Origin of the sequence: Aurantimonas sp. 22II-16-19i (assembly GCF_002088275.1) — a bacterium.
Lineage (GTDB): Bacteria > Pseudomonadota > Alphaproteobacteria > Rhizobiales > Rhizobiaceae > Jiella.
This window is the reverse complement of the sequence record NZ_AQQS01000044.1, coordinates 13,919-25,904: the sequence shown is the minus strand read 5'-3', so window position 1 is coordinate 25,904 and position 11,986 is coordinate 13,919. Positions and strand designations below refer to the sequence as shown.

Sequence of the window (11,986 nt, the reverse complement as noted above, 5' to 3'; positions counted from 1 at the left end):
GGGGGCCCGCTCCCGGCTGCCTTGCCGTCCGCGCCGGCGCCACAGGCCGGCTATCTGCGCGGCCTGCAGGGCGGACCCATCATGATGCCGGTCCCGGTGCTGCGGGACGCCAAGGATGACGTGCGGATCGCCTGGGGGCGGGCGGCGGCGCGCACCATCGATGCGATGCATAACAACGGCTGGATTGCTGGCGTCGTGGAGCAGATGGTCTCGCTGATGATCGGCGACGGCCTTCGCCCCAATCTGAAGCCCGACTTCTCGTGGGCCGGATGGAACGCGAAACAGGAGGGCGACTGGGGTCGCCTTGCCGAACGGCGCTTCCAGGCCTGGGCCGGAGACAAATGGGCCTGCGATGCGGGCGGTCGCTATACACTGGCGCAGATGCAGGCGGCCTCGGTGCGCTCCTGGTTCGGGACGGGTGAGGGCGTTGCGGAGCTGCCTTCGATCGAGCGCCCCGGCATCGAATGGCGCACGAAACTGAGGCTCGTCCCGTCGCACTGGCTGTCGCAGAAGTCGAGCCCGGCCGATCGGCTCGACCACGGCGTCTATCACGACCATCACGGCGCGCCGGCTGGCTACCTGTTTGAGATGCGTGGCCCCTATGGTGAGCGCATCGAAGTGCGCAAGGCGGCGCGGGACGGGTACGGACGGCCGATGCTGCTGCATGTCTTCGACGGTCAACCGGGCCAGGTGCGCGGCATCACGCCCTTCGCACCGATCCTGAGGGTGTTGCGCGACTACGATCAACTGTCCAATGCGACGCTGTCGGCCGCCATGATCCACGCCGTCTTCGCCGCGACGATCGAGAGCGACGCGCCGTCGGCCGAGGTGCTCGACGCCCTGACGCCAGACACCGGGCCGAGCGGCACGCCGAGCAACAACGCGACGGCCTTTTCGACCTATCTCGGGGAAAAGGCAGGCTGGTACGAGAATGTCGACATCGACGTCGGCAAGGGGGCGCGGCTCGCCCATCTCTTCACCGGCGAACACCTGAAGCTGCACGCATCCGAACACCCGAACTCAACCTACGAGCCTTTCGCGAACTTTCTTCTGCGCGAGATCGCCCGTTGCGCCGGCGGCGTGTTCGAGGACCTGACCGGCGACTATCGGGGGGCGACCTATTCCTCGGTGAGGATGGGGATCGCCAAGCAGTGGCCGCTGCTCCTGTTCCGCCGCCGTCACGTTCCCGTGCCGGTCAGCCAGGCGGCGCTGGAGGCGTTTCTCGAAGAGGAAGTCGACAGCGGCGCACTGATCGTGCCCGGCGGGATCGACGCCTTCGTCCGCCATCGCGCCGCGATCTGCCGGGCGGAGTGGCGCGGGCCCGCGAAGCCGCAGGCGGACGAGGTCAAGGCGGCGAAGGCCCACGAGATGTACCGCAACATGGGTGTCCTGACGGACGAGCAGATCTGCTCCGACCTCGGCACCGACTGGGAAGACGTCTACTACCAGCGCGCCTTCGAGCAGCAGACCCGCGAGGAACTCAACGTCCACGGCGGCATCACCAACGGCGGAACGGACATCGACGACGCCGAGGCCTCGGTGAAACAGACGGAGGTGGAATGATGTTCCTTGCCCAGATCGCGGATCGCGTGCTGAACCGGCCGCTCCTGATCACGCCCGACAAGGCGCAGGTCATCTTGTCTGTGCTGGCAGGCCGGATCGGCGTCGACGGTCCCGACGCCAGCCGGTTCGAAGGCGAGCCTTTTGCACGAGATGCCGACGGACGCGCCGTCGCGGTGAAGCCATATCGCGTCGCCGGCGGCGTCGCGATCATCTCGATCACGGGATCCCTGGTCAATCGCGGCGCGTGGATCGGGGCATCGTCGGGACTGACCTCCTATGAAGGCGTCCAGCATCAGCTGAAGACGGCGCTCGCCGATCCCGACGTCCATTCCGTCATCGTCGACCTCTCCACGCCGGGTGGCGAGGCGATCGGCGCGATGGAGACGGCCGCGCATGTCCGGACGCTTGCAAAGGCCAAACGGACCGTCGCCCTGGTGAACGGAATGGCGTGCTCGGCTGGCTATGCCATCGCGAGCGGGGCGAGTGAGATCGTGACGACGGAGACGGGCGTCTCCGGGTCGATCGGTGTCGTTCTCCTTCACGCCGACTTCAGCCGAAATCTCGACGAGGAAGGAATCACGCCGACGCTGATCTTTGCTGGCGCCCACAAGGTCGACGGCAACCCGTTCGAGCCGCTGTCCGACAGCGTGCGACAGGATCTCCAGGCGGAGGTGAACGCCTTCTACGACAGCTTCACCAGCACCGTCGGCAAGGGGCGCGGGCAGCGCCTGACAGCTTCGGAAGCCCGCGCGACGGAAGCCCGGACATTCATCGGGGCAAAGGCGGTCGCTGCGGGACTCGCCGATCGCGTCGGCCTCTTCGAGGACGTCCTGTCCGAACTATCCAAGCGGACGCCCGGCGGGCGGTCGCAGAACTCGCCGAGAAGGAGTCCGTCCATGAGCGAGAACAGCGGCGCGCCCGTCGCCGAAACTCCGGGTATCAGCCAGGCCGAGCTCGAGCGCGCCAAGGCAGATGCGAAGGCCGAGGGTCGATCGGAAGCGCTTGCCACGGTGGCATCGGTGCTTTCGGCCGAGGGCATCGCAGGCCAGCCGTCCCGGATGACGGCGGCGCTCGAATGCCTCGCCGAGGGCATGTCGGCGGAGAAGGCAACGGCGTTCGCGACGAAGCATGTCGCCGAGGCCACCGCCGCGCGGGCCATGCCGGAGGCGTCGCTCGACCGGCGCAGCGAGAAGCCCGACAGCCTGGCGGCTGCGGCCATGAACGCCGCGAATGGCGCGAGCGAGCCGCAGAAGAGCAAGCTCCTGACCCTCGCGGAACAGCGCTACGGCGCTTCCGCCAACTGAGGAACCACCGTCATGTCACGACTCGCGGGAAGCACGCTCGGCATCGAAGTGCCGGGTCCCGACGACCTTCACTCCGGCTCGGTCCGGACGCAGCCGCTGACCATCGTCGCCGGATCCTATGAGCGCGGCGAAGTGCTCGAGATGACCGCGGCGACGAACAAGCTCGGCAAGCTCGCGACCGCCGCGAATGCCTTCGCCGTCATGCCGTACGACGTCACGCTCGCTGCCGAGCAGGATCTCGCCGTCTATGTCGAGGGCGACTTCAACGAGGACGCCGTGAAACTGAATGGCGTCACCCTCGCTCCCGTCAAGACCGCACTCCGCAGCCGGAGCATCCTGCTCCGCAAGTGGGGCGCGGCTCCCGCGTCCGCTTGAGGATATTTCGACATGGACAGCCCCTACTACTCCACCGCGGAACTCGTCGAAGTCATCCGGACCATCCGCACGCCGAGACGCTTCTTCCTCGACCGGTTCTTCCGGGCGACGCCCTATCTTTCGACCCGCGAGGAGATCGTCTTCGACGAGGTCCTCGAGGACCTGCCCGTCATGGCGCCCTTCGTCTCTCCGGTCGTGCAGGCGAAGCCGCAGAAGCGGCGCGGCTTCCAGGCGAAGAGCTTCGTGCCGGCCTACGTCAAGCCGAAGCACTTCATCAAGCCCGGCGACTTCATCCGCCGAAATCCGGGCGAGGCTTTGCTCGGCAGCCTCGACCAGGCATCCCGCTACGACGCCGCACGGCTCGACACCCTGGCGCTGCAGAAGCGCCAGATCGAGGAGCGGTGGGAATGGATGGCGGCGAAGGCCGTCGTCGACGGAAAAGTCACCGTGAAGGGCGAGGACTATCCGGAGCGCGAGGTCGACTTCGGCCGATCCGGCGATAACGAGATCGTCGTCACCGGAGCCGGCAACTTGTGGTCCAACGCGGCGGCCGACATCGGCGGCATGCTGGAGGACTGGTCGGACGTCATTCTCGGCAAGACCGGCTATGCCGGAACCGATGTCATCATGGCGCCGGAAGTCTGGAAGTACCTGCGCCAGAACACGCAGCTGCTGAAGGAGGCGGACCTGCGCCGGGGCGTTCAGAACACGCCCAACCTCCAGCCGCAGGCGGCGGTCGAGGGCGCACGTCTCGTCGGCCAGTGGGGCGAGTTCACCCTCTGGGTCTATGCGGGTCGCTTCAAGGAGCAGGACGGCACGTTGAGCCGGGCGCTCGCCGCGACGGATATCGTCATGACCGCTGCTCCCTCGCAGGAAGACGGGACGGGCGGTGTCCATGGCATCCGGTGCTTCGGCGCGATCCAGGACAAGGGGGCGATGATGCAGCCGCTCGACATCTTCCCGAAGAGCTGGGAGGAGGACGATCCTTCCGGCGAGCAGCTGATGTCGCAGTCCGCGCCTCTGATGGTGCCCGGACGCCCGAACGCAACCCTCAAGGCGCAGGTGGTGTGATGAGCGAGATCGCGTCAAAGACGCTTTACACCTCGGAGGGCGTCGTCCGTCCGGGAGAACCGATCCCGGACAGGCTGCCGAAGAAGGAGATGAAGGCGATCGGGGATGCCGGCGGCTTCGCCCTTCTGCCAGCGAGGGTGCGCACCGACGAGGACCGCTCGGCCATCTACGCCGCAGCCGTCGGCGAACTGAAGGCGGCGGAGGCGTCTGTCGAGCAGGCAAGGAGCGAGGCGGACAAGGCGGACGCGCAGAAGCGTCTGGAAGCCGCCCGCAAGACCTTGTTCGACCTCAACGGCTGATGGCGACCATCAACATCGCAGGGCTCACGGTCGACCCGGCCGATCCGTGCCAGGTCGAGGATGCTCTGCGGGCCTATCGGCTGAAACTCATGGCGGGCGAGGCGGTGGAGGAGGTCTCCGTCTCTTCCCCCGTCACGTCCCAGCGCATGCGGTTCTTCGCCGGCATGTCGGTGGCGGCGCTCGACCGGGAGATCGGCACGCTCTCCGACGCCTGCGCCCGGCAGCGTGGTGAAGCCTGTCCCCGGCGACGCCGCGCCTTCTCAATCGGGAGGTGAGGCGATGTTTCAACACACCGTTGCGGCCATGGCCGATCGTTTGGCCGATATCTTCGACGAGACGGAGGTGACGGTCGTCGCGGGGCAGATCGATCCGGAACGTCCGAATTTTCCGGCGAAAGTCTCGATCGACCGTGTTCCGCATTTTCAGGGACAGGGCGGGGCGAACCGACTGAACCTCACCCGCATCGCCGTGACTGCAGCGGCGATCAATTGGCCGTGGCAGCCGGATCGTGGCGACAGGTTCGTCCGGTCGAACGGCGCGATCCTCGTGGTCGCGACCGTCGACGGTGCCGGCGAAGCGCGACCCTGCTTCTGGGTCGACGAGGCCTGAGGGAGACAGTCATGCCGATCATCCGCCGCCGCGGGGCGTCTCCCGACAAGATTGCGCGCCGCGTCAGGGCCAATCTCGATGCCATCATCGACGAGGAGACCGACGAGATCGTCCGCGAGGCGAAACAGATTGTACCGGTGCGGACCGGTGCGTTGAAGCGGTCAATTCGCAAGAGCGAACGATCCGAGGCGCGCGGCATCCGGGGACATGTCAATGCCGACGACATCGTCAGGACGGTCTCCACCGACATGCCCTACGCGCATCTGATTGAGTATGGCTTCACTGCCGGAGACACGGACGTTGCCGCGCAGCCCTTTCTTGGGCCGGCAGTGCGCGCGGGGCAGCGCCGCATCAATGGTCGCGTCAAGGCGTTGCTCGCCCGATCCGTCGCAGAGGCCAAACGGTGACCGTCCACGACTGGGCAGGCCTTCTCAAGGAGGGTCTTCGCGCGGCTGTCACGGAGGCACTCGAAGGGCGGCCGCTGCTGGACGGACCCGCCATCGGCCAGAAAAAGCCCTATGCGAGCTACGGGCCGTCGGAGATCGTTCCGCTCGACGCCGACTGCGTTGCGGGTGCCGAGGTGACGCTACAGATCGACGTCTGGTCTGCCGGAATTGCCGGCCAGGGGGAGGCGGAACAGGTCTCGGCTGCGGTGGGTAGGGCAATTCACGGTGCAGACGTTCCGCTCGACGGCGCCCGGCTCGTCGACCTCCGCGTCACGCGCATCCGCATTCTGACCGACAGCGACGCGTTGACGGCTCACGGCGTCCTGACGATTCGGGCGCTGATGGATGCGGTCTGAAAGGCCTCTACTGAAGGAAGCAGAGATGACGGACGTGACATTTACGCGCGACTACGACTACCGCGTGCCTGGCAAGCAGGCGATCGTCGCCTACCGCCGCGGATGGTCAGGCAAGGTTCCGGCAGCCCACGCCAAGGCCGCGGGTTCGGCAGGGGCCCTCGCGAAGCCGGGCGCCAAAAGCGGGGCGGTTGCCAATGCTGATGGCAGGGGTGCCGACGATGGATGACGTAGCCATCCACGGCTGAACAACCGTCCCGCATGCCAGCGGGCCCCAAACTGCAACGTGGCCGCCCTGAGCGGCCTTTTTCATGGAGGCCACCATGGCACTCGCATCCACGACCCGCTTCGGCAGCTTCGTCGTCATGATCGGCGACGGCGCCGAGCCTGAGGTCTTCTCGGCGCCCTGCGGGTTCACGTCGAAAAGCTGGACCCGCACCAAGAACATGAACGAGACCGAGGTGCCGGATTGCGACGATCCGGACGCGCCGTCGCATGTGGAGCGGGACATCACCGCGCTGACGGCCTCGATCTCAGGCTCGGGCGTGATGGCGCAGGAGAGCCTACCCATGTGGCGCGAATTCTATGCGTCGAACAACTCGAAGACCGTCAAGATCATCTTCCCCGAGAGCGCCACCGAGGTGACGGTGACGCAGAAGTACCATCTCGCGTCGTTCGAAGTGACTGCCGAAAAGGGGTCGCGGGCGGCGGTCAACGTTCAGCTCGAGAGTGACGGCGCCTTCGCCGAGACTGTGATTCCGTGAGCCGGACGGCGCGCGCGGAGATCTCCTGCTGGGACGGCGAGCACACGTTCCAGCTCCGCATTGGCGAGCTTCGGCTGCTGCAGGAAAAGTGCGACGCCGGTCCTCAGCACATCTTCACCCGGCTCGGTGACGGGACCTGGCGCCTCGACGATATTCGCGAGACGCTGCGGCTGGGGCTGATCGGGGCCGGCCTGGAACAGCAAACGGCGCTCGATCTGATCAAGCGTCACGTCGACACCGTGCCGCTTCTGGAGAACGTCGAGGCGGCGCGGGCAGTGATCCTCGCCGTGCTCGTCGGCGTCGAGGACGAGAAGCTGGGAAAATCGGCGCCGGCGAAGGAGACGGACCTCCCCCACTCCCCAGGGGAAAGCTCCGCTTCGCCGGCTTCTACGGCGCCGGGATCGTGATGGGGCTCGGACCTGCTGAGATCGACGGCATGTCGCTCTGGCAGTTCCAGGCCTGCCACGACGGATTCCGTAAGGCGCACATGAGTGAGGCCGAGCGGGCCAAGGAAATGTCGGAAGACGAATTCGACGCGATCGGCGCGATGCTCGATGCGTTTCCAGGCGGCTGATGCACTGAAGGAAACGGGGCTCCGCAATACATATCTAGGCTGATCGTTACTTATTCAGGATGCGGTCCTCACATTGAGTATTTGGCGTGTCACAAAGTTCAACGCCGGCGAGGGGGGGTGCCTTTCTCTGACGATATAGTGTCAGAGCGTCCATCTGTCGCGTCGCGCAATCGACGACCATGACAAAATCGGTGCCATTGGCACCGGTCCATTGTTTGCTGCATTTCGACATGATGCCGTCGACTTGACTGCCGGTTTTTACGTGTTCCAAGCCGGCGATGAAAGCCTGCTTCGCTTCTACCTGACGATCGAAGCAATCGTTGAACATGACATAGTCGCCGGGCCACTGGCTTTCGCAGTAGGCAACGATGTCTTCCGTGATGAGGCCGAGGCCCTGGGCTGAGGCAGATGGGCCAATCATCAGCCCCGCGGCGAAGAAAACACCTGAAAATCGCAAGCTTCAATCCTTTTTGGTCCGCTCTGCATAATCGTAGATGGAACGCATTTCCCATGGCAATCACCGCCGAGCAACTCGTCTATGAGCTTGTCGCCAAGGTCGGCCCGTTCGAGGACGAGATGCAGGGCGCGGCGGCCGTCTTCAATCGTTCGACGCAGGCGATCGAGAACCGCTTCCGGAAGATGGACTCCGAGATCGAGCGAGCGTCGAAGCGGTCGGCGATCTCGATCAAGGGGCTCGTCGCTTCGGCGGCGGGGCTGCTCGGCGGTCGCGAGGCGATCCAGTATGCGGATGCCTGGAAAAAGGCCGGCAATGCGCTGGTCTCTGCCAACGTCCCGGCAGAGCGCCAGGCGGCGACGCTGGAACGGCTCTACACGCAAGCCCAGACCTATTCGATCGCGCTCGGAGCCCAGACGCAGCTCTATGGCGCGACGAGCCGGGCGGCGAAGCAGCTGACGGACGATCAGGAGGATCTGTTCCGGTTCACAGAGGCGGTGGCGGCGGCGCTCAAGGTCGACGGCAAGAGCGCGGGCGAGGCGAGCGGCGCCCTGACGCAGCTCGGCCAGTTGCTGCGCGGGACGAACGTCCAGGCGGAGGAGTTCAACTCTCTGATCGACGGGGCGCCGGCGCTGCTCGAGGCGGCTGCCAAGGGCATCAAGCGCTTCAACGGCGATGTCGGCGCGCTGATCAAGGCGGCGAAGAGCGGTGGGCTGGCGTCGAAGGAGTTCTTCGCCGGCGTCATCGCGGGATCGGACGAGCTGAAGAGGCGCGTCGATGCCTCGGCCGACACGTTCGAGGGCGCCTTCACCAAGATCGAGAATGCCCTGACGCGCTATATCGGCCAGACCGATGACAGCCTGTCGGCCTCGGCGCGGCTGATCGCGGGGCTCAACGCCTTAGCCAACAATTTCGACGAGATCGCCGACGTCGTGCTGAAGGTGGCGGCGGTCATCTCCGGAGCGCTGGTGGGCCGGGCGGTGGGCGGACTGATCACCAGCATTCCGATTGCCATCGCAACGATCCGCCTGTTGCAGCTCGGGCTGACAGGGGCGGGGGCTGCCTCGCAGTTCTTTACGTCGGCGGCGACGGGGTCCGGCACTGCGGCGAACCTGATGGGTGCGGCCTTCGGCAACACCGCGCGGGGCGCTGCGGCTGCCGCGCGGGGCATCGGCCTTGCCTCGGCGGCGGCGCGGGTCTTCAAGTTCCAGATCGCGGGTCTTCTGCTCGGTCCGATCGGCGGCATCATCGCAGCCCTGGCCCTGACCTTCATCGACTTCTCCGGCGGGGTAGAGGATGCGTCCGACAGCCTCCTCGACATCAACGGGTTGCTCGACAAGACGCGCCGCGCGGCGGGCGGCGCCGAGGGCGGCGTTGCCGATCTCAACGACGCGCTGGACAAGCTGACCGCCGGGCAGCGGGCGCGGGCGCTGCGGGAGATCAATGCGCAGATCGAGGAAATTCGCGGTGGCGGTTCGTTCCTGTCCAGCCTCGGCAACGACCTGTTCCTCGGTGACGCTCGCGCGGGTCTGGCTGGCCTGATCGAGGACCTCGGGAAGTATCGGATGAGGATCGGAAGCCTGTTCGACAGTGCGGCCGACACCGCGGCCGTCGAGGAGATCAGCAAGATCGCGCTGGGCCTGCAGGACGGGTCGATCGAGGCGGAGGATGCCAAGAAGCGCCTCGACGCGATTGCCGCCACGGACATCACGTCGCCGGTGGATGCGATGATCAAGCGGCTTGAGGCGATGAATGCCAAGCTGCTCGACGCCGCCAACCTGATGCAGCGCATCAGCCGATCGGTTCCGCCAGCCGTCGAGGTTGCGACGCCGTTCGAGCAGAACCAGCTCTCCCGGCAGAACAGGGCAGATTTCTTCACGAAACGAGACGCGGAGCTGGCGAAGGACGATTTCGCGAAGGACGTCGATAAGCGGACGGAAGAGATCGTGAAGGCCGGCAAGGAGATGGGAGAGGCTATCTCGGAAGCGGCCGCACGCATTCGTGCGACGGAGGAAATTACCCGCGAGCGGCGCCAGGCGCTGATCGGTAGCAACACCAAAGCAGCGACCGATCGTTATGTCGATCGCACGATCGGCGCGGAGTCAGGCGGGGATCCGAACGCCAGGAATTCGAGCTCCAGCGCCGCAGGTCTCGGCGGCTTCATCGAACGGACATGGCTCGACCTGTTCAAGCGGTATTTTCCAGATCGTGCCGCAGGCCTCAGCCGGGAGGCGATGCTTGCCTTGCGCGCCGATGCCGATATCTCGAAAACCCTGATCCGGGCCTATGCCGATGAGAATGCGGCGGTCCTGCAGAAGGCCGGCGTCGCGGTCACCGAGGCGGCGCTGCATCTGTCGCATTTCCTCGGCGCGTCGGATGCGGCCAAGGTGCTGTCGGCGGCGCCGGGAACACCGCTGGCCGGCCTCATCAGCCAGGCGTCGATCGACGCCAATCCCAACATTCTCGGCGGCGGGCGGACGGTGGACGATGCGGTCGCCTATGCAAACAAGAGGGCCGGTGATACGCGCATCGCCGCGGGTGATCTGACGCCGCAGGAAAAGGCCCTGGCCGATGCCACAGAGCGGCGGAGGGAGTTGAAGTCGACGATCGACAGCCTGCTCGGCTCGGTCGACGAGGAGACCAAGCAGCTCGTCCTCGAAACCTCGCTGATGAACGCCTCGACGAGCGAGCGCGAGCGGGCGACGAAACAGGCGGAGATCCTCAATGCCTTGAAGCGCGAGGGGATCACGATCGACGAGAATGGCAACGGCGTGAATGCCGAGGGCGTCGTCGTCATCGAGAACCTCAGGGCCGCCGTGGAGCGCCTGTCGGCCGCCTATGGCGTTCAGGCCGGCGTGCAGGAGCAGGCGCGGCTCGCCCAGGAGGCGACGGCGGAGGCGCAGCAGGCGGCGATCGACCGGATGGACGAGATCCGGGACGCGTCGCGGGACGTCATCGGCGGTTTTGTCTCCGACCTGATGGAGGGCAAGAGCGCGGCCGAGGCGTTGGGCGACGCGCTGCAGAGGGTCGCGGACCGGATCATCGAGAGCGGCCTCGACAGCCTGCTCGACAGCATCTTCGGCCAGTCGGGATCCGGCGGGGGCGGCCTGTTCGGCGACATCCTGAGCATCTTCAGTGGCGGCGGCGGTGGCGGCGGCGATGCATGGGGCGGCTTCCGGGCGGCGGGTGGCCCTGTCGCCGCCGGCAAGACCTATGTGGTCGGCGAGAACGGCCCGGAAATCTTCCAATCCGGACAATCCGGGACGATCATCCCCAACCATGCGCTATCGGCCTTCAACCCGATGTTCTCGGCGCCGGAGTTGCGGGCGCCGGGCGCCCGGCAGGCGGGCGGGGCGCATGTGACTGTCGGGGTATCGGTGGACGATGAGGGCGCGCTGCAGGCCTATGTGAAGTCCGTCGCGCGGGGCGAGGCGGCCACGGCCTCGTCGCAGGCGGTGACGGCGTTCTCGCGGGTGGCCCTGCCGGGGCGCGTCAAGGAAATCAACGACGACCCGAGGGCGATCGGCTGATGCTGACCTTTCCACTGGCGCTGGCCGATCTCGCCGACCTCCTCCCGGTCGCCGAGGTGCGATGGCGGCTGGCCGAGAACCAGGAGCTGTCGGGGCTGGGATCAGGGCAGATCCTCGCCGCCGAACTCGGCCCGGCGCTGTGGGAGGCCGACGTGACGCTCGGCGACCTGAAGCACGGGCGGAGCAGCCAGATCCAGGCGCGGCTCGAGGCCTTGGACGGCGCGACGCGGGCCTTCTACCTGTGCGATCCGTTCCGCAAATATCCGCAGGGCGATCCGGATGGATCGCGGCTCGGCGCGGCCGCGCCGGTGATCGGCTCGCTCACCGCCGGCGGGCGCGCGCTGTCGCTGTCGGGCCTGCCCGCCGGCTACGTCCTCACCGCCGGCGACTATCTCGCTTTCGACTATGGCTCTCCGCCGCGGCGGGCGTTTCACCGCGTCGTCGAGACGGCGACGGCTTCCGGTACCGGCGCGACGCCGCCCTTCGAGGTGCGGCCGATGGTCCGCACCGGGGCGGCGCCGGGGATTTCCGTCACGCTGATCAAGCCGGCGATGAAGTGCATCCGCAAGCCCGCCTCGCTCGGCCATGGCACCGTCAACCGGGTGCGGTCGAAGCTCTCCTTCTCCGTCGTCCAGAAGCTCTGA

The 11,986-nt window shown here is 66.6% G+C and carries 16 protein-coding genes; 15 read left to right on the top strand and 1 reads right to left on the bottom strand.

Annotated features, from left to right (window positions below; translation table 11 throughout):
* The first annotated feature begins 81 nt into the window (after positions 1–81).
* The 13 genes from ATO4_RS23880 (at position 82) to ATO4_RS27905 (ending at position 7,358) form a co-directional block, all read left to right on the top strand.
* Positions 82–1,563: a phage portal protein gene (locus tag ATO4_RS23880; protein ID WP_176223141.1), complete on the top strand. Its 1,482-nt coding sequence runs from the start codon at positions 82–84 to the stop codon at positions 1,561–1,563.
* Positions 1,560–2,867: a S49 family peptidase gene (locus tag ATO4_RS23875; protein WP_083594285.1), complete on the top strand. Its 1,308-nt coding sequence runs from the start codon at positions 1,560–1,562 to the stop codon at positions 2,865–2,867. The genes ATO4_RS23880 and ATO4_RS23875 overlap by 4 nt, the downstream gene beginning before the upstream one ends.
* Positions 2,868–2,879: 12 nt before the next feature.
* On the top strand, positions 2,880–3,242 hold the full coding sequence (locus ATO4_RS23870) for a hypothetical protein (protein WP_083594284.1): 363 nt from the start codon (positions 2,880–2,882) through the stop codon (positions 3,240–3,242).
* A gap of 12 nt (positions 3,243–3,254) precedes the next feature.
* Positions 3,255–4,313 (top strand): major capsid protein, encoded by a 1,059-nt coding sequence (locus tag ATO4_RS23865; RefSeq protein WP_083594283.1) that lies wholly within the window; start codon positions 3,255–3,257, stop codon positions 4,311–4,313.
* Positions 4,313–4,612 carry a hypothetical protein gene (locus ATO4_RS23860; protein ID WP_083594282.1) on the top strand — a complete coding sequence of 100 codons (300 nt, stop codon included), beginning with the start codon at positions 4,313–4,315 and terminating at the stop codon, positions 4,610–4,612. Before ATO4_RS23865 ends, ATO4_RS23860 begins: the two co-directional genes overlap by 1 nt.
* Positions 4,612–4,887, top strand: a complete 276-nt coding sequence (locus ATO4_RS23855) for a hypothetical protein (RefSeq protein ID WP_083594281.1) — start codon at positions 4,612–4,614, stop codon at positions 4,885–4,887. Before ATO4_RS23860 ends, ATO4_RS23855 begins: the two co-directional genes overlap by 1 nt.
* A gap of 4 nt (positions 4,888–4,891) precedes the next feature.
* On the top strand, positions 4,892–5,221 hold the full coding sequence (locus ATO4_RS23850; protein ID WP_139802658.1) for a hypothetical protein: 330 nt from the start codon (positions 4,892–4,894) through the stop codon (positions 5,219–5,221).
* A gap of 11 nt (positions 5,222–5,232) precedes the next feature.
* Entirely contained in the window at positions 5,233–5,628 is a 396-nt protein-coding gene (locus ATO4_RS23845) for an HK97 gp10 family phage protein (RefSeq protein WP_083594279.1), read from the top strand.
* A complete protein-coding gene (locus ATO4_RS23840) occupies positions 5,625–6,023 on the top strand; it encodes a DUF3168 domain-containing protein (protein WP_176223140.1) in 399 nt (132 codons plus the stop codon). Before ATO4_RS23845 ends, ATO4_RS23840 begins: the two co-directional genes overlap by 4 nt.
* A gap of 25 nt (positions 6,024–6,048) precedes the next feature.
* Entirely contained in the window at positions 6,049–6,249 is a 201-nt protein-coding gene (locus ATO4_RS23835; RefSeq protein WP_083594277.1) for a hypothetical protein, read from the top strand.
* A 94-nt stretch (positions 6,250–6,343) separates the two neighbouring features.
* Entirely contained in the window at positions 6,344–6,784 is a 441-nt protein-coding gene (locus tag ATO4_RS23830) for a phage tail tube protein (RefSeq protein ID WP_083594276.1), read from the top strand.
* Complete coding sequence (locus ATO4_RS23825) at positions 6,781–7,191, top strand: gene transfer agent family protein (protein ID WP_083594275.1); 411 nt, start codon at positions 6,781–6,783, stop codon at positions 7,189–7,191. The genes ATO4_RS23830 and ATO4_RS23825 overlap by 4 nt, the downstream gene beginning before the upstream one ends.
* A gap of 29 nt (positions 7,192–7,220) precedes the next feature.
* Positions 7,221–7,358 (top strand): hypothetical protein, encoded by a 138-nt coding sequence (locus ATO4_RS27905; RefSeq protein ID WP_176223139.1) that lies wholly within the window; start codon positions 7,221–7,223, stop codon positions 7,356–7,358.
* 46 nt (positions 7,359–7,404) lie between these two features.
* Here the strand turns inward: ATO4_RS27905 and ATO4_RS23820 are convergent, their stop codons facing one another.
* Complete coding sequence (locus tag ATO4_RS23820; RefSeq protein WP_139802657.1) at positions 7,405–7,815, bottom strand: hypothetical protein; 411 nt, start codon at positions 7,813–7,815, stop codon at positions 7,405–7,407.
* 53 nt (positions 7,816–7,868) lie between these two features.
* Between ATO4_RS23820 and ATO4_RS23815 the strand changes: the two genes are divergently transcribed.
* Positions 7,869–11,342 carry a tape measure protein gene (locus ATO4_RS23815; RefSeq protein WP_176223138.1) on the top strand — a complete coding sequence of 1,158 codons (3,474 nt, stop codon included), beginning with the start codon at positions 7,869–7,871 and terminating at the stop codon, positions 11,340–11,342.
* Entirely contained in the window at positions 11,342–11,986 is a 645-nt protein-coding gene (locus ATO4_RS23810; RefSeq protein WP_083594272.1) for a hypothetical protein, read from the top strand. The genes ATO4_RS23815 and ATO4_RS23810 overlap by 1 nt, the downstream gene beginning before the upstream one ends.